The sequence below is a fragment of the Nesterenkonia marinintestina genome (assembly GCF_025420485.1).
GTDB lineage: Bacteria > Actinomycetota > Actinomycetes > Actinomycetales > Micrococcaceae > Nesterenkonia > Nesterenkonia marinintestina.
In genome coordinates, this window is record NZ_JAOEFD010000003.1 from 135060 (window position 1) to 152256 (window position 17197).

General features: G+C 71.4%; 16 protein-coding genes. 5 read left to right on the forward strand and 11 right to left on the reverse strand.

Annotation, left to right across the window (positions count from 1 at the left end):
* Positions 1-17: 17 nt before the first annotated feature.
* The 4 genes from N7E59_RS04015 to dut all read right to left on the reverse strand — a co-directional run bounded on the left by N7E59_RS04015 (position 18) and on the right by dut (position 3769).
* Positions 18-1544 (reverse strand): class I SAM-dependent RNA methyltransferase, encoded by a 1527-nt coding sequence (locus tag N7E59_RS04015; RefSeq protein ID WP_261623617.1) that lies wholly within the window; start codon positions 1542-1544, stop codon positions 18-20.
* Complete coding sequence (locus N7E59_RS04020; RefSeq protein WP_261623618.1) at positions 1544-2269, reverse strand: DUF3159 domain-containing protein; 726 nt, start codon at positions 2267-2269, stop codon at positions 1544-1546. The genes N7E59_RS04015 and N7E59_RS04020 overlap by 1 nt, the downstream gene beginning before the upstream one ends.
* Before the next feature lie 109 nt (positions 2270-2378).
* Positions 2379-3263, reverse strand: a complete 885-nt coding sequence (locus tag N7E59_RS04025) for a DUF3710 domain-containing protein (protein ID WP_261623619.1) — start codon at positions 3261-3263, stop codon at positions 2379-2381.
* Positions 3260-3769, reverse strand: a complete 510-nt coding sequence (gene dut / locus N7E59_RS04030; RefSeq protein WP_261623620.1) for a dUTP diphosphatase — start codon at positions 3767-3769, stop codon at positions 3260-3262. Before dut ends, N7E59_RS04025 begins: the two co-directional genes overlap by 4 nt.
* 103 nt (positions 3770-3872) lie before the next feature.
* Here dut and N7E59_RS04035 point away from each other — a divergent pair, with 103 nt between their 5' ends.
* The gene (locus N7E59_RS04035; RefSeq protein WP_261623621.1) at positions 3873-4355 is read left to right on the forward strand and encodes a DUF3093 domain-containing protein; all 483 of its coding nucleotides are present in this window, start codon (positions 3873-3875) and stop codon (positions 4353-4355) included.
* 155 nt (positions 4356-4510) lie between these two features.
* Here the strand turns inward: N7E59_RS04035 and N7E59_RS04040 are convergent, their stop codons facing one another.
* Positions 4511-4810 carry a DUF4193 domain-containing protein gene (locus tag N7E59_RS04040; RefSeq protein ID WP_261623622.1) on the reverse strand — a complete coding sequence of 100 codons (300 nt, stop codon included), beginning with the start codon at positions 4808-4810 and terminating at the stop codon, positions 4511-4513.
* A gap of 390 nt (positions 4811-5200) precedes the next feature.
* Between N7E59_RS04040 and sepH the strand changes: the two genes are divergently transcribed.
* Positions 5201-6601 carry a septation protein SepH gene (gene sepH / locus N7E59_RS04045; RefSeq protein WP_261623623.1) on the forward strand — a complete coding sequence of 467 codons (1401 nt, stop codon included), beginning with the start codon at positions 5201-5203 and terminating at the stop codon, positions 6599-6601.
* A 22-nt stretch (positions 6602-6623) separates the two neighbouring features.
* Here the strand turns inward: sepH and N7E59_RS04050 are convergent, their stop codons facing one another.
* Both N7E59_RS04050 and N7E59_RS04055 read right to left on the reverse strand, forming a co-directional pair.
* A complete protein-coding gene (locus N7E59_RS04050; protein ID WP_261623624.1) occupies positions 6624-7865 on the reverse strand; it encodes an alkaline phosphatase family protein in 1242 nt (413 codons plus the stop codon).
* Positions 7862-8482 (reverse strand): DUF5998 family protein, encoded by a 621-nt coding sequence (locus N7E59_RS04055; protein ID WP_261623625.1) that lies wholly within the window; start codon positions 8480-8482, stop codon positions 7862-7864. The genes N7E59_RS04050 and N7E59_RS04055 overlap by 4 nt, the downstream gene beginning before the upstream one ends.
* Before the next feature lie 90 nt (positions 8483-8572).
* Here N7E59_RS04055 and N7E59_RS04060 point away from each other — a divergent pair, with 90 nt between their 5' ends.
* The 3 genes from N7E59_RS04060 to N7E59_RS04070 are packed head-to-tail and all read left to right on the forward strand — an operon-like array spanning position 8573 to position 13462.
* Complete coding sequence (locus N7E59_RS04060) at positions 8573-9601, forward strand: 3-oxoacyl-ACP synthase III (RefSeq protein WP_261623626.1); 1029 nt, start codon at positions 8573-8575, stop codon at positions 9599-9601.
* A 4-nt stretch (positions 9602-9605) separates the two neighbouring features.
* The gene (locus tag N7E59_RS04065) at positions 9606-12413 is read left to right on the forward strand and encodes an alpha/beta fold hydrolase (RefSeq protein WP_261623627.1); all 2808 of its coding nucleotides are present in this window, start codon (positions 9606-9608) and stop codon (positions 12411-12413) included.
* Positions 12410-13462, forward strand: coding sequence for an NAD-dependent epimerase/dehydratase family protein (locus N7E59_RS04070; RefSeq protein WP_261623628.1), 1053 nt, complete (start codon positions 12410-12412; stop codon positions 13460-13462). The genes N7E59_RS04065 and N7E59_RS04070 overlap by 4 nt, the downstream gene beginning before the upstream one ends.
* A gap of 19 nt (positions 13463-13481) precedes the next feature.
* Here the strand turns inward: N7E59_RS04070 and N7E59_RS04075 are convergent, their stop codons facing one another.
* The 4 genes from N7E59_RS04075 to N7E59_RS04090 are packed head-to-tail and all read right to left on the reverse strand — an operon-like array spanning position 13482 to position 17149.
* Positions 13482-14945 carry an NCS2 family permease gene (locus tag N7E59_RS04075; RefSeq protein WP_261623629.1) on the reverse strand — a complete coding sequence of 488 codons (1464 nt, stop codon included), beginning with the start codon at positions 14943-14945 and terminating at the stop codon, positions 13482-13484.
* A 31-nt stretch (positions 14946-14976) separates the two neighbouring features.
* Positions 14977-16224 carry an MFS transporter gene (locus tag N7E59_RS04080; protein WP_261623630.1) on the reverse strand — a complete coding sequence of 416 codons (1248 nt, stop codon included), beginning with the start codon at positions 16222-16224 and terminating at the stop codon, positions 14977-14979.
* Positions 16221-16754 carry a redoxin domain-containing protein gene (locus N7E59_RS04085; RefSeq protein WP_261623631.1) on the reverse strand — a complete coding sequence of 178 codons (534 nt, stop codon included), beginning with the start codon at positions 16752-16754 and terminating at the stop codon, positions 16221-16223. The genes N7E59_RS04080 and N7E59_RS04085 overlap by 4 nt, the downstream gene beginning before the upstream one ends.
* Positions 16751-17149, reverse strand: a complete 399-nt coding sequence (locus N7E59_RS04090; RefSeq protein WP_390905005.1) for a DUF3052 domain-containing protein — start codon at positions 17147-17149, stop codon at positions 16751-16753. Before N7E59_RS04090 ends, N7E59_RS04085 begins: the two co-directional genes overlap by 4 nt.
* Positions 17150-17197: the final 48 nt, after the last annotated feature.

The window sequence follows — 17197 nt, forward strand, 5'->3', positions numbered from 1 at the left end:
GCGGGAGACCTCGGGGATCAGCGGGCGAATACGGCCACCGACTCCATGTGATGGGTGTTGGGATAGAGGTCCAGCACGCGCAGGTCGACGAACCGCCATCCGCGGCGCATCAGGCCGGCGGCGTCCCGCGCGAACGAGGCCGGGTCGCAGGATACGTAGACGATGCGGCGCGGTGCGGCCTCGTCGACGCCGGCGATCACCTGCGGGCCGGCGCCGGCCCGCGGCGGGTCCAGGACCACCACGTCCTGCCCGGCCAGGTCGCCGAGCACGTGCTCGACAGGACTCCGCCGCAGCGTGATCCTGCTGTGGTCGCCGAACCGTTCGGCCGCGGAGGCGGCCGACGGTCCCGCGGCCTCCACCGACAGGACCCGACCGGTCTCCCCCGTCCGCGCCGCCGCCCAGGCCGTGAACAGGCCGGCTCCCGCGTAGAGGTCGGCGACGGACTCACCCCCGTCGAGCGGGCACATCTCGTCCACCGTCCGCACCAGGGCCTCCGGAGCGCTGCGGTGGATCTGCCAGAACGACTCGGGACGCAGGGACAGGACCCCCGCGCCGTAGGGGGGCTCGGGAGCCGTCGGCAGCGGCTCGGTGACCGTGCGCGGTCCGCTCAGCAGCTCGAACCGCTCCTCCGTGCCTGCCTGGGACGCCGTCGTCGCCCGTCCTCGCTGAGGCCTGCCTCCGCGACGACCGCGTCGACCCGCACGTCCGCCGTCCGGGCTCTGCTCGGCCAGCAGGACCGTGCCCACTCGCTCGTCCCGACGGGCCATCGAGTCCAGCCGGTCCCGGAGCCCCTGCAGCTGCGGGCCGGACTCCGCCGCGGGGCCGGACTCCGCCGGTCGGACCACGAGGGCCAGAGGTCCCTCCCCGCCGGGGGCGATCAGGTCGACGGTGCGGGCGCCGGTGAAGTCGGCTCCGAAGAGGCCGGAGCCGTTGACCGCCGGCACCGCCAGGGGCATGCCGCGCAGCTCGATCAGCTCGTGGCTCCGATGGGGCTTCATGCACAGTGCGCCGGCGTCGTCGACGGCGAAGCTGACCCGCGTCCGCCAGTGCACTCCGTCCTCGGCGCGGTCGCCGACGTCGCGGACGTGCAGCTCACCGTCGATGAGGCTCCTGCCCGAGGCCAGATCGTGGACGGAGATCCCGCCGACCCGCTGCAGCGTGTCCCGGAAGACATGGGCCTTGATCCACCGCTGATGCTGGTCGGTCATGTGGCCGTACTCGGCGCCGCCGACGGGCGGGCGGCCCATCTGATGCGCACGCAGGGCGTCGGCCAGCTTCCAGATGTGACGGCGCCGGTGCTCCGAGCGCTCCAGGACCTCGATGACGTCGCCGCGCCAGAACTTCGCGCCCGGCTGCGGGTCGTCGATCCGCACCCTGACGGTCTCGCCCGGCACCGCATGACGCACGAAGACCACGCGGCCTTCGTGCCGCGCCACGCAGTGACCGCCGTGGGCCATCGGGCCGACGCCTACGGTCAGCTCCACCGACGCGCCCCGACCCTCCTGGGCCGAGGGGCCTCCTGATCCCTGCTGGGCGTCCGGCATCACCGGCGCGTTCCGTCCGGAGCCCCGGCCTCGGGATCGGTCTCCGTCCCGGAGACGTCATCCGTGACGTCCTCCCGAGCGGCGTCCGTCGCGCCGGGCACCCCGACGGCCTCCGGTCGGGTGATCATCCACGCCGCCCACAGCGCCAGCCCGTACAGGGGCAGACCCATGATCAGGCGAGCGGTGCCCAGGGCGACCAGGGCATCGGCGAAGTAGAGGGGGACCTGGACCAGCAGGCGGGCGACGAGCACCCCTGCCACGATCCATGTCCCCAATGCGTAGCGTCGGACCCGCACCGGGTCCCTCCGCCACGTGACACCCTCACCGCGGACGAGCCCGAACAGCAGTCCGATGAGCGGCCACCGCACCGCCGTCGAGATCACGAACGCCACGATGTAGACGGCGTTGGTGAAGAAGCCCCATACGTAGAAGTCCCGCGCCTCACCGGTCTGGCCGGCCACGACGACGCACAGGACGATGGCGGCGAGTCCGGAGAGGGACTGCACCAACGGACCCCGCTGCAGCAGCCGCAGCACCGCGAAGACGGCACCGAGCCCGACGGCGACCACCGCGGCGGGGGTGATGTCTCCCACCACGACGAAGATCACCAGGAAGGCGGCCGCCGGGAGCGAGGCTTCGAGCAGCCCACGGATCCCGCCCAGTGAGGCCAGCACGTCGAGGGAGCCGTCCTCCCGGGCCCTCAGGCTCGACGCCGCCTGCGACATGGTGGATGAGCGCGTGGATGAGTGCGTGGAAGAGGCCTCGGAGGGCGCCGCGGAGGCACCCGCGGATTCGGGCTGCCGAGGTCCGGGGTCCTGACCCGTCGATGTCATCTCAGACCGTCCGCCCCGCGGCGTCGTCGGGGGCCTGGTCCTCCGGCCGGGACTCCGGCTGCTGGGCCGGGTCGACGCTCGGACCGTCCTGCGTCCGCTCGGCGCCGCGCCGCGCGCGGACCACGCGGGTGGCCCCCTCCGGCTGCCGCAGCGGCAGCAGCTCCCGGGGCGGCAGGGGTTCGCCGCCCCGCTCGACGACGAGGCGGGAGAAGAGGTCCTCGACCTCGGCGGCCGCCTGCGGGTCGATGGCCCCGCGACCCCCGATGACACCTCGCAGGAACCAGCGCGGGCCTTCGGCTCCGATGAACCGGGCCACACGCCACCCGGCGCGGCCGTCCTTCAGCGTGGTCGGGACGCGAGCCACCACTTCGGTGCCGAAGGTGCCGTCGACTTCGCGGGCGCGGCCCTTCTGCGAGGTGATCGACTCGCGTATCTGGGCGCGGACCTCCTCCCAGGTGCCGCCCGACTTCGGAGCCGAGAACGGCTGGATCTGGATGCTGGCCTGACCGGCCGAGATCGTCAGAGCGATCACTCGGCGGCTGCGCTGGTCGATGTCCAGACGCACCTTCTGGTCGCGTCCGACCGGCACCTTGACCGCACCGAAGTCGAGGAAGCCCTTGGCCACATCCGCCTGTGCGATGTCGTAGGGCCCTTCGCCGGAGACCTTCGGGCGAGCGGCGGCACCGCGGTCGGAGGCCGCGGCACGCTCGGCCGGGGCGGACTCCGTGTGGTCGGCGGGTTCCTGGGCATCCCCGGAGCCCTCGGCCGAGCGGTCTGCGGCCCCGTCGACGGGGTCGGCCGCGTCATCCTCGGACTGCCGCGCCAGCGTCTCGCTGATGGTCGCGGGCTCGGCCCGCTCCTTCTTCCTCCTGGGTCCGAAGATCATGCTGCTCCCTGCGGGGACGGGGTCGTCTGTCCTGCGGCGCCGGTGGTCCCGGTCGACCCGAATCCGCCCTCGCCTCGGGCGCTCTGCTCCAGCTCCTCGACGACGACGAACTCGGCCTGGGCCACCTGCTGGATCACCAGCTGCGCGATCCGGTCCCCTCGGCGGAACGTGACCTCGGCCGTCGGGTCATGGTTGATCAGGCACACCTTGATCTCCCCACGGTATCCGGCGTCGACGGTCCCGGGGGCGTTGACCAGACCGACGCCGTGGCGCACGGCCAGTCCGCTGCGCGGGTGGACCAGCCCGACCCATCCGGTCGGCAGGGCCAGAGCCACGCCGGTGGGGACCAGGCGTCGCCGGCCCGGGCCCAGTGTGAAGTCCTCCGCACTGACGAGGTCCGCACCCGCGTCGCCCCGGTGGGCGTAGCCCGGAACCGGAAGGTCGGGGTCCAGTCGGCGCAGGGGGACGCGCAGCGACTGGGCGGGGGGCTCGGGCAGGTTCATCATCAGCTCCGCTCGACGGGGTGCTCGGTCCGGGTGTGCAGGGGCGCTCGATCGGTGCGGCGCGCGACGTGTCCGAGTCTACGCATTCGTGAGACCCTGGATGACTATGACGACTCGTCCCGACAGCTATTCCGAGAAGCTCTGGCCCGCCTGGTGGATCTGGACGGCCGGGACCCTCATCGGCGCTTCCGTCTCCCTGATGTTCTTTCCGATCGACGCGGTGTTCGGGTTCCTCGCCATGGCGGTCGGGGTCGCGCTCGTGCTGTTCGCGCTCGTCGTCACCACACCGCGGCTCACGGTGACGGGGGACAGTCTGACCGTCGGACGGGCACAGATCGGCACCGAGCACCTGGGACACGTCGTCGCCCACAGGGGCGACGCCGCGCGGGAGCAGCTGGGCCCCGGCCTCGACGCCCGCTCCTACCGGTGCATCCGCGGATGGGTCGACCCTGTGGTGACGGCGGAGATCACCGACCCCCAGGACGAGACGCCGTACTGGCTGTTCTCCGTACGCCGTCCGGAACGTGTCCTCGCCGTACTCGGGTCGACCGAACCCGTCCGCGAGCAGGGGACGAGCATCACCGGCTGAGCGCCGCTCCTGCGACTGCGCACTCCGTCCGCGCAGACAGACGAACACACAGAAGGGGACCCCTCGTCATCGAGGGGTCCCCTTCTGTGTGGGTCGACGATCTTCGTCGACGGATGCCGGCGGGCGCCGGTGCCCTCAGAGGCTCCGGCCGGCCCTCAGGCCTCGCAGTCCGCGCAGATCAGCATTCCGTCGTGCTCACGGGCGACCTGGGAGCGATGCCGCACCAGGAAGCATGAGCCGCAGGTGAACTCGTCGGACTGCGCCGGGAGGACACGGACCTGCAGCTCCTCGTCGGAGAGGTCCGCGCCGGGAAGTTCGAAGCCCTCGGCCGCCTCCGCCTCGTCCTCGTCCACGACGGAGGACTGGTGGTTCGGCTGCCGGTTCTTCAGCTCCTCGATGGAATCTTCGCTGACGTCGTCGTCGTTCTTCCGAGGGGCATCGTAATCAGTGGCCATGCGTCGCTCCACACTCTGTTCGAGATCGGGATCGGAGTACGCGCCGACCAGGCCGTCGGTCGTCCGGAGGGCAGGTCCGGCCAGGGTTCGCGCGCGTGGTGTCGCACAGATTGTGCCGCATCGGAACCCACCGACAAAATCGGATCCGCTCAGGGCGGACATGTCGGGGCGGACAGGGCCCCACCCCCACCCCAAGGTTCAACCGGCGGTCCATGGGCCCGGTGGACGACGCGCCCGCAGCCGCTAGAGTGACCCCGATGCAGTCCGTGCGCGGTGACGCCGCTGTACGGTCTGCCGACGCCGTCGTGGCCCGGGCGCTCCGCAGAGGCCTGCCGCGACTCGACGACCTCCGACGACCGACGACTGTGACCGTGAGCGAGGACTGGACGGATGAAGGACCTGAGGCTGAACGGTGTCCGCCACGAGGACGGGGAACTCCGCCTGGACCTGGTCGACGACGAGGGACGGGAATACACGCTGACGGCCGACGATGCGCTGCGCGCCGCAGTCGCCCGTCCTGCCCCTGCGGCTGTCCGACGCCCCTCTCCCGCCGCGGCGCCGCGCCGTGCCGCGCTGTCGCCGCGGGACGTCCAGGCCCGCATCCGTGCCGGGGCGACCGTCGAAGAGATGATCGAGGCCTCAGGACTGGATCCCGCCCACGTCGAGCACTATGCAGGACCGGTGCACGCCGAGCGGTTCCACCTCGCCCAGCGCGCCCGCGAGACCCAGGTGGCCGCAGCCTCCACCGCCGAACAGCACCGGCTGGCCTTCGGCGACTCCCCCGCCACCCTCGAGGCCATGGTGCGGGTACGGCTGCGCAGTCTGGGGTCCGACGTCTCGGAGATGCTCTGGGATGCGTGGCGGCGTGAGGACGGTCAGTGGCAGCTGGCCTGCTGGTTCGACCACCCTGAGGACCCGGACCTCGCCGCCGAACTCGAGTCCCCCGCACTGTGGATCTTCCACGCCGGAACCCGGCACCTGGTGCCCGCCTCGCCGACGGCCCAGCGCCTCCACACCCTGCCCTCCCGACCGGAGACGCCCCGGCGCCGCCTGGCGGCCGTGGACGGACCCTTCGACGTCGAGGACGAAGCCGCCCCGGCCCGGGAGGCCGACGACACCACCGAAGGGGAGCGCTCCGGCCCGCGCCGCGCCGCGGTCGAGCCGTTGGCCGGGCGCCCGCAGCGGGGAAGAAGCCGCTCCGAGCACACGACGCCGCGCGGACCCTCCCAGTACTCCGACCAGGAGGGCGCCGAGCATGAGGACCTGCTCGACATCCTGCGCGCCAGGCGGGGTCGCCGACTCGGCGCCGACGAGGAGTCGGACGACAAGCTGGCCCTGATGCTCACCCGGGACGAGCGGCCCGCGCAGGAGGACGAGCGCCCCCGGCTCGGTGCGGTCGACCAGGACCGGTCCGAGGAACCCGACCTCGAGGAGACCCCGTTCGGCACGCGTCGCCCGGGTCAGGACGGCGAGTCCGGGACCACCGACGCCTGGGGGTTCAGCTATGCAGAGAGCGGGGACGAGGACTCTGAGGCGGATCCGACCGCGGCGGAGGACTCGGAGGACTCGGAGGAGTCCTTCGGCGCCGAGGCCGACGCTGAGTCCGTCCGACGCACCGACGAACTGCCGCGACCCGGCGGCGTGTCCGAGGGCTCGGAACCGGACCCGTCGGAGGAGCAGGCCGACGACGACTCGGACCGGGAGCCGAAGGCGCAGCCCAAGGGCGGTCGCGGTCGTCGGCCCAACATGCCTCGCTGGGACGACATCCTCTTCGGGTCCCGCGACGACTGAGCTCCGTCGCGGAGGGGCCCGGTCAGCCGGTGTCGAGACCCTGGCCGGTGAGCACCAGCAGCGGCACCTCTCGTTCGGCCTCCGTCAGGGACCCGTGATGCCCGACCATCCCCAGCGGACCGCGCCCGGTGCGCATGGTGTCGAAGAGCGCTCCACCGCCGCATTGAGCGATCAGCAGATCACCGATCCGGCCCCGGACGCGGGGCTCGACCACACCGAACCAGCCATCCTCCACGGCTTCGTCGCGGCTGCGGATCCATGCCTGATCTCCGAATCGGTCCTCCCAGAGGTGCTGGAGCCTCGCGGCGCGGGTCGGTGACGTCTCCGGTCCGAGGATCAGCTGCATCAGGCGGGGCTCCCCGGCGGTGTGGGCCACGCCGACGAGCAGCTCCGGGGACTCCGCCACATCCACCCGGTCCTCCGGCGCGACGTCGACCATGCCGTGGTCGGCAGTGAGCACCACGGCCGCCCTGCTCCCGTACCTGCGCTCCAGGCCCTCGCACAGCTGCTGAAGCTCGGCGTCGAGCGTCTCCAGCGCGTCCGCCCATTCCGAAGAGGCGGTCCCCCAGCGGTGACCGGCCTTGTCCAGTTCGTCGACGTAGAGGTACATCAGCAGCGGGGTCGCCGGCCCGCGTCGTGCCCCCGGCTTCTGCGGGCGGTGTGCGGCGATGCGGTCGGCCGCCGCCGTGAATCGAGCTCCGAGTCCCTCGGCACCCAGGAACTCGCCGCCCCACAGCGCCGCTCGGGTCAGTGATGAGGTCCGGAATCCGGGGCGGGAGACGGTGACGACGGTCGCCCCCGCCTGCTCGGCTCGGGTCAGCACCGTCGGATGCGGCTGCCACTCGTGGGGGTCGACGTCCTCGTCCCATCCGCCCAACATGTTGACCACCCGATCGTGCTCCGGGGAGTAGACGTCGTATCCCACCAGACCGTGCTCCCCGGGTGTGCGGCCGGTGCCGAGGCAGGCCAGCGAGTTGGCCGTGGTCGTCGGCACGGCGGCGTCCAGCACGGTCGAGGATCCGTCGGAGCGGCGGGAGCGGGCCAGGAACCGGGCGTGCCCCGAGCGGCGGGCCAGCAGCTCATCGCCCAGGCCGTCCACCATGACCACCACCATGATGTCGGCCGAGGGGAGACCCAGCCGCTCGTCGAAGCCGTGCAGCCCGCACGCCGCCGCCGCAGAGCCCATGACGTGGCGCAGGTGGGCCCCGTCGTAGTCCACCGGACGGGGCGCCTGGCCCGAACCGGGAGCGGTGGGGGTGGTCATCGGGCCCGTTCGATGCCGGCCCGACGCAGCGCGCGGACGAAGCTGCGGGCCTCGTCCACCGCGGTGTCGCCCTCCGCAGTGGCGGCGATGCGCAGCATGATGTCGTCGGGCACGAAGGTGCCGTTGTCGCCGTGGTCGGCGATGCACTCCGAGTCGGTGCACTGCGCCGGAGCGGTCTCGAAGCGTGCCGCACCGGTCCAGTGGATGGTGAGCGTCACCTCAGCCAGGGCCCGGTCCGGATCGAAGCGTTCGGGACGCCGGTGCACCTCGGACAGGATCAGCGAACGGATCCTGGACACCGGGACGACTTCGGTGGAGATGCGCGCGACGGTGTCCCCGCCGTGGGCATCGACCGCCTCATCGGCCTCGAAGTCGTGGTCGTCCAGGTGGGCGACGACGAGGACGTCCTCCGCGAGCGCCAGCACCGTGATGTGGCGGTGGACCTCCTCCATGTCGAAGTGGGTGTCGACGTGGACGATCTGATGGTCGGCCTCCCTGCCGTCGAGGGCGTCGCGGACGGCGTGCAGCGTCAGATCCGGATAGAACCCGCCGCGGGCGATCGCGGCCTCGAGGGAGAGCCGGCTCGCCTGCTTCGATGGTTCGCGCCTGAAGGTCATCCCCCCATGCTAACCGCGTCGGGGACGGGGCCGAGGCCGCTCTCCACAGTCGGATTCGCCGGGATCGGGCTTCTGCGAGATACTGGTCCGGTGCCAGGTAACGCCACCTTCCGTCATCGCAACGCCGCCCTCCTCTCCGTCACCGAGGCGCAGGCTCCCCTCCAGCTGACCTCGAAGGACATCGATTCCAAGCTCGCCGACGCGCTCAAGCGGCTCAAGCTTCCCAGAGGTCTGCTGCAGCGGGTCGCCGGGGTCAAGACGCGCCGCATCTGGGCCGAGGACGACGGCAACCGTCGGGGCACCGTCGAAGCCGGTCGCCGTGCCCTGCAGCAGGCGGGGATCGGGGCCGAGGACGTCTCTATGGTGATCAACACCTCCGTCTCGCGGGAGCACCTCGAGCCGTCGGTCGCGGTCGGAGTCCATTCCGACCTGGGTCTGCCGACCTCGGCGATGAACTTCGACATCACCAACGCCTGCCTGGGCTTCGTCAACGCCATGACGCTGGCCTCGTCGATGATCGACGCGGGACAGGCGAAGTATGTGCTCATCGTCGGCGGCGAGGACCCGCGGAAGCTCCACGCGGCCACCATCGACCGCATCAACTCGCTGGAGACCATGCCCTCCCGCGAGGACTTCATGCGCGAGTTCGCCTCCCTGACGCTGGGCTGCGGCGCGGCGGCCGGGGTCGTCGGTCCCGCCGACGCCCACCCGGAGGGACACCGCATCGTCGGCGGCGTCGTCCGCGCCGCCTCACAGCACCACAATCTCTGCGTGGGGTCCAACGAAGGGATGTACACCGATTCCCGCGGGCTCCTGGAGGGCGGCCTGGAACTGGTCATGGAGGCCTGGACCGAGGCCCAGGAGGAGTTCGACTGGCGTGACATGGACTCCTACGTCACCCATCAGGTCTCGTCCCTGCACACCTCCGCCATCATCAAGGCGGCCACCCTGGACAAGCGGCGCGTGCCGGTCACCTATCCGGAGCTCGGCAACGTCGGCCCCGCCTCGCTGCCGATCACCCTGGCCCGAGAGTCCGGGAACCTGTCCTCCGGAGACCGCGTCCTGTGTCTGGGCGTCGGTTCCGGGATCAATACCGCGCTTCTGGAGATCGAGTGGTGATGAGATGACCTCCCCGCGGCTGGCCGATCGCGCTCAGTCCCTGCTCCGCCGGCGGACCCGTCCGCTGGAGCCGGAGCCCGCCCGGCTGCCCGCCGGCGAGGCGGGCCGGGCCTTCCCGGGGCTGGACCCTCAGTGGTCCCGACTGGTGACCACGGAGGTCGCCGACGGCCCGCGCAGCTTCCACGTCCTGGACAACGGGCCGATCCTCACCGCCCGAGGCCACACCGTCCGCGGGACGATCGTGGCGGTCCACGGCAACCCGACCTGGTCGTACCTGTGGCGCCGGGTCATCGGTGCGGCTACGGAGCAGGCGGCCAGGACGGGCGCCGGGTGGCGCGTCGTCGCCCCGGACCAGCTGGACATGGGGTACTCGGAGCGGCTCGCCCACGACGCTCCGCCGCGGCCGGTGCGCCACGGCGACGGCGCGGAGGCGACCGGAGGATACCGTCGGTTCGCCCAACGTGTGGAGGACCTGGACGCCGTAGTCGAGGCCCTCGACGTCGACCGTGGGAGCCCGCTGATCACCCTGGGCCACGACTGGGGCGGACTGGTGTCCTTGGCCTGGGCCGTCCGTCACGCCGACTCCGTGGACGCGGTCACCACGCTGAACACCGCCGCCCACCACCGGTCGGAGGACCCCGTGCCCGCCGCCCTGCGGGCCGCCCTGGTGCCCGGCGTGCTCGAAGCCTCCACCGTGGAGACCACCGGGTTCCTGGACGTGACCCTCTCGCTGGTCGAGGGCGGACTCGATCCGGAGGTCCGGGCGGCCTACCGCGCACCGTATCTGACCCGTTCCCGCCGCGGCGGGATCGGCGGGTTCGTCGCCGACGTCCCCGCCTCCGCCGACCACGCCTCACGTCCCGCCCTCGATGAGCTGGCCGCCGGCCTCGCGGAGTGGGACGTCCCGTCCCTGATCATGTGGGGGCCGAAGGATCCTGTGTTCCGGGAGCGGTACCTCTCCGATCTGCAGGATCGGCTGCCCCAGGCGGACCTGCACCGCTTCGAGACCTCGGGACACATGCTGGCCGAGGACAGCGACGTCGCCGGCGTCCTGCTGACCTGGCTGGACGAACGGTTCCCCGGCTCTGACGGGCCCGCGCCGGCGACCGAGCCCGCGGAGCGCCGCTCACCCGAGCCGGCCGGCGAGGTGCTGGGCATGCACGACCAGCTCGAGCGGATGAGCGTCGAGAACCCGGACGACCCCGCCGTGGTCGACATGACCGCCGACGGCGCCTCCCTGACCTGGTCCCAGCTCGCCGAAGAGGTCGACGCCCTCGCCTCGGGTCTCGCGGACCTCGGCGTATCCCCCGGTGACCGGGTCTCCCTGCTCGTGCCCCCCGGCAACGACCTCACCGTGATCCTCTACGCCTGTCTTCGGGTGGGGGCCGTGGCCGTAGTCGCCGACGCCGGTCTGGGCCTGAGGGGGATGACCCGCGCGGCACGCAGTGCGCGGCCGGACTGGGTGATCGGCGCCGCCCCCGGGCTCGGTGTGGCCCGGACCATGCGCTGGCCCGGCAGCCGGATCTCAGTACGGACCATGGAGGGTCCGGCCGGCAGGCTCCTCGACACCGTCGCCTCCGTGGAGTCCCTCCGCGACGACCACCGCGGCCGACGGCCCGACTGGGTGCCGACCCCGCGCCCCAGAGACCAGGCCGCCGTGCTGTTCACCTCCGGCTCGACCGGACCCGCCAAGGGTGTGGTGTACACCCACGAGCGGCTCGGCGCGCTCGTCGCGCTGCTGAGGCGCCAGCTCTCCGTAGAGCCGGGCTCCTCGCTGATCGCCGGGTTCGCTCCGTTCGCCCTGCTCGGACCCGCAATCGGCGCCACCTCGGTGACGCCGGACATGTCGGTCACCCGGCCCGCCACGCTGAGCGCCGCGGCCGTGGCCGACGCGGCCCGAGCCGGCCGAGCCACGATGCTCTTCGGCTCCCCCGCCGCTCTGCGGAACATCGCGGCGACCGCCGACGAGCTCGACCCCGCCGAGGAGGAGCACCTCCGCGGAGTCCGGCTGGTGCTCTCCGCCGGTGCTCCGGTCCATCCGGACCTGCTCGACACCGTCCACGGAATCTTCCCCGATGCTGAGATCCACACCCCCTACGGCATGACCGAAGGCCTGCTGCAGGCTGACATCGAACGTGCTGAGGTCCATGAGGCCATGGCCACCGGTCAGCCCGGCGTATGCGTGGGCCGACCGGTGGCCGGAGTGCGGTTCGCCCTCGCGCCGCTGGACGCCCAGGGGGTGCCGACCGAGCGGCTGGTCGACCCGGAGGAGGCCCCCGGCACACTGTCGGAGCTGGTCGTCTCCGCCGCACACCTCAAGGCCGGCTACGACCGGCTGTGGTCCACGGACCGTGACAGCCGACGCGACGACCACCGTGACCTGCTCTGGCACCGCACCAACGACGTCGGGCACGTCGACGACCAGGGTCGGATCTGGATCCAGGGCCGCCTGCAGCACGTCATCACCACACCGCAGGGGCCGATCGGACCGGGAGTGGTGGAGACGCCGGTGGACGGACTGGCGGAGGTGGTCCGCAGCGCCGCCGTGGGCGTCGGACCCGGCGGGGCGCAGGCGGTCGTCGTCGTCGTCGAGCCCGAATCCGGCGTCGGAGGGCTCCGCGCCGGCCGGACCCCGGTCGCGGATCCCGAGTTTGCGGCACGCGTGCGCGGCGCCTCGCCGGTGCCCGTGGCCGCCGTGCTGATCCTGGACGAGCTGCCCACCGACATCCGTCACAACTCGAAGATCGAACGGAGCCGATTGGCCGTCTGGGCCGATGCGGTCCTGGCCGGAAGGAGGGCTCGGACCCCATGAACGGCACCGAGACCGTCCCGCACCCCGACGATTCGGACGAGGTGCTCCCGGGCGCCCGCGTCCTGGTGACCGGGGCATCCGGCCTGCTCGGACGTTCCGTCGCCCAGCGCCTGGTCGACCTCGGCTATGAGGTGACCACCCTGCAGCGCAGCGCCTCCGGTGTGGAGGGGGCCCGCGAGGTGCGCGGATCTCTCAACGACGCCGACGCCGTCGCCGAGGCCGTGTCGGGACAGGACGTCGTCGTGCACATGGCCGCGAAGGTCTCCGTCTCCGGACCGCGCGAGGACTACGTACGGGTCAACATCGACGGGACCCGTGCGATCTTCGACGCCGCAGAGGCCGCCGGAGTCCGTCGGGTCCTCCACGTCTCCTCCCCCTCCACCGCCCATTCCGGGTCCTCCCTCGTCGGGGTCGGTGCCGGGCCCGCGGACCCTGAGAACGCGGAGGGGAACTACGCGCAGACGAAGGCCGCCGCAGAGCTGCTGGCCGAGGAGCGCGGACGCACAGCGTTCGGCGGCGCCGGCATGGACGTGCTGATCATCCGACCGCACCTGGTGTGGGGCCCCGGCGACACCCAGCTCACCGCACGGATCGTCGACCGCTCACGCTCCGGACGGATGCCCATCCTGGGCACCGGCGCTCCCCTGGTCGACACCATCTACATCGACAACGCCGTCGACGCCTTCGTCGCCGGGGTGCGTCGGCTGCCGCAGATCGCCGGTCGCCGTCTGGTGCTGACCAATGGGGAGCCCCGCCCCATCGGAGAGCTCATCTCCGGGTTCGCCGAGGCCGGAGGCGCACCCCGTCCTCGGCTGCGGATCCCGCCCGCCGTCGCGAAGGTCCTGGGCCTGGTGGTGGAGAAGCTCTGGGCCCTCGGCGAGCACGACGACGAGCCGCCGATGACCAAGTTCCTCGCCGAACAGCTCTCCACCGCCCACTGGTTCGACCAGCGGGAGACCCGTGAGGCCCTGGACTGGGAGCCGGAGATCAGCATCGATGAGGGGATGGCCCTGCTGGCCGCCCACGTCCGCGCCACCGGTTCCGTGTGAGTCGGGGGCCGTCCGCACGTCACCCCGAGCCGAGGAGCTCCTGGATGGGCCCGGAGACGAAGTAGATGAGGAAGAGGGCGGCGGTGAGGTACATCAGCGGATGGACCTCGGCGAACTTCCCTCGGCTCATCTTCAGCATCACATAGGTGATGAAGCCGGCCCCGATCCCATTGGTGATCGAGTAGGAGAACGGCATCAGCACGATCGTCATGAACGCCGGGATCGCGATCTCCACATCGGTCCAGTCGATACGCGTGATCTGCTGCAGCATCAGGAATCCGACCAGCACCAGAGTCGCCGACGCCGCCTCCGTGGGGATGACCGCGGCCAACGGTGAGAGCACGATGGTCAGGAGGAACAGGGTCCCCGTGACCACGTTCGCCAGACCGGTCCTGGCCCCGTCGCCCACGCCCACGGTCGATTCGATGAAGCCGGAGTTCACCGAGGTCGCACCGATGCCCCCGCCCATCGAGGCGACGGCGTCGGAGACCATGATCCGCCGGGAGTGGTGGATCTCTCCGTCGGCCGACTTCAGATCACCTGTGTTCGCCACGGCGACCATCGTGCCGAGCAGGTCGAAGAAGTTGGCCAGGAGCATGGTGAACAGTGCCAGAGTGGCCGCCACCAGGCCGATGTTCTGCCAGGAGCCGAGCAGGTTGAACTCACCGATGAGCGAGAGGTCGGGCAGGGAGAACCAGTCCTGATCCAGGGTCGGCACCGACAGGCCCCAGCCGTGCGGGTTCTCCTCGGACTCGGGGCCGATGTCGAGCACGGCCTCCATCGTCATCGCCAGGACCGACGCGGTGATGATCGCGAACAGGATGGCGCCGCGGACCCGGGCCGCCCACAGGGCGAAGAGGACGAACAGCGCGATGAGGAAGATGAGCAGGGGCCAGCCCATGAGGAAGCCGCCCACTCCGAGCTCCAGCGCCGGGCCTCCTCCTGCCTGGATGAAGCCGGCGTTGACCATCCCGATGAGCGCGATGAACAGCCCGATTCCGACGCTGATGGCGGTCTTCAGAGGAGCAGGTACCGCGCGGAAGATCGCGGCACGGAATCCTGTGAGCACGAGGATGAGCAGGATGAAGCCTTCGATGACGACCAGGCCCATCGCATCGGCCCAGGTCATGCCGGGCAGGATGACGATTCCGTAGGTGATGAAGGCCGAGAGTCCCAAGGAGGACGAGACCGCCATCGGGAACTTTGCGATGACCCCCATCAGGATCGTGAGCACTCCCGAGACCAGCGACGTGGCCGCCGCCACAGCGGGCAGATTCGGCTCGTCGCCACCGCCCAGGTAGCTGCCGGTCGAGTCCATGGCGGCGCCTATGATCAGCGGATTGAGGACGATGATGTAGGACATCGCCAGAAACGTCGCGAGTCCGCCGCGGACCTCACGCCCGATCGTCGAACCGCGGGAGGTGATGTGGAAGTACCGGTCGACGGCGCCGAGCCGCGCCTCGTTCTGAGCCTGAGTCGTCACGGACGTCGATCTTAGTGGAACCTGAGCGGGTTCAGGGACCGACGTCCGTCGTGACGTCCCTTCCGGCACGGAGTCCTACGACCGTCTGGACCACGGCCACCGCCGCGAAGGTGAGGAGCACGATGCTCCAGGACTCGACCGCCCCGTACAGCGCACCGGCGAGGAACGGCCCCAGCGCCGCCGACGTGTAGCCGATGCCCTGAGCCATGCCTGAGAGGCGGGCCGCGTCGAAGGAGTCGCCGCTGCGCAGTCCCACCAGGGAGAGCGCCACCATGAGAGTCGTCCCTGAGGCGACCCCACCGATCAGTGTCCAGACGGGATAGAGTTCCGGCACCAGGGCGAACCCCGTCAGCGCCGCCGTCATGGAGCATCCCAGCGCAAGGATCACCCCGCGCTGATCCCGGGTGCGCTGCATGATCGATCCGACGACCAGACTGCCCGCCACTCCGACCGCCTGGTAGGCCGCAAGCGCCCAACCCGCGACGTCGGCGTCCACGCCGTCGTCGACGAGCACGGAGACGAACCAGGTGAGCATGAAGTAGAAGATCGAGGACTGGAGCCCGAAGAACGCTGTGACCTGCCAGGCCACCGCGGAGGTCCACATCGTCGGCCTCCGAGAAGGCGTCGAGCCCGGGCCGACTCGGATCGGACTCGGTTCCGAGCCGGTCGGCGATCGCCGCACATCCCTGCGCAGGTCGCCGCGCAGCGCCCAGACTGCGGCACCGAGCACCGCCCAGAGCCCGGTGAGCATCAGGGCCGGAGCCCATCCGACGGCCGCGGCCAGGGGTACTGCGGCCGCCGAGCCTACGGCGGCGCCGGCGACCATCGTCGCCGCGTAGAGCCCGGTCATCAGCGACACGCGGTCAGGAAAGTCCCGTTTGACGACCGCGGGGACGAGGACGTTGGCCACGGCGATCGCCGCCCCGATGATGACCGTGCCCAGATAGAGGCCGACGAGACCTCCGATCCCGGCGTGCGCCTGAGAAGGGCCGGCGGCCAACACGGGCAGGCTCCGCACCCCGGTGCCGAGGGCGAGCAGCACCATGGCGACGAGTATGCACCGCTCCACTCCGATACGTGCTGAGACCGCATGCACCCCCGGCGACACCAGCCCGAGGGTCAGCACCGGCAGCCCGCCGAGCAGTCCGAGCATGATCGGATCGAGTCCGGCGTCCTCACCGATGGTCTCGACGAGCGGGCCGACGACTGTGATCGCCGGCCGCAGATTCGCCGCGACGATCAGCACCGTGGCCACCAGCAGCAGCCGGCCGCCCCTCATCCCGCCCTGCGCAGCAGGTCCACGGTTCGATCCGGGTCGCGCGCCTCACCCGCCCCGGAGGTCTGCACCGCGGTGACGGTCAGCTCCGGATCGAGGACCACCGTGAGGCGCCCGGCGGCGCCGCGGGCCGGGTCGAAGCAGCCGTAGGACTCGGAGATCGCACCATGGGGCCAGAAGTCGCTGAGCAGGGTCAGGCCGAGCGGACCGTCGGCGTGACCGCGGCCGGAGGACACGAGCTCCTCGGCGTAGGCGCGCAGGGTGTGCATCGCATCGCAGCTGACCCCCACCACACGGGCACCGGCCCGTTCGATCAGACTCCGGCGAGCATGCAGGGCGGCCAGCTCACCCCCGCAGATCCTGCTGAAGGCGAAGGGGAAGAAGACCAGCGCCGAGGGACCGCCGGCGAGATCCTCGAGCCGCAGGTCCTCTCCGTGGTGGGTGCGTCCGGCGAAGCCCGGGGCCGTCGTGCCGGGCTCCGGGGGGCGGGTCGGCGCCGGGAGGCCGGGAGAGGCTCCGGCGGCGGCGCTCACTTGCGCGCCATGAGCTTCGCGGCCGCCCAATCGGCGCTGGCACCGGCGGAGGAGGTCACATGCAGCCCGGCGTTGGTCGCCGCGTCCTCGATCTCGACCGGCGGCACGTAGCCCTCACGGCCGGAGCGCGGAGTGAAGAGCCAGACGACTCCGCCGTCGTCCAAGGTGGTCAGGCAGTCCATCATGGCGTCGACCAGGTCCTCGTCCCCGTCGCGGTACCAGAGGATCACGGCGTCGACGACCTCCTGCTCGTCCTCGTCGATCAGCGGCTCCTCCAGGAGCGCCTCGAGTGCGTCGCGGAACTCGTCGTCGACATCGTCGTCCACGCCGACCTCCTGGACGAGCGACTCACGGGAGAGTCCGAGCTCCTCCAACAGTCCTGAGGTCTGGACCACGTTCGTGTCGGCGTCGTGGTCCCCCTTGGGACCGGTCTCGACGTTCAG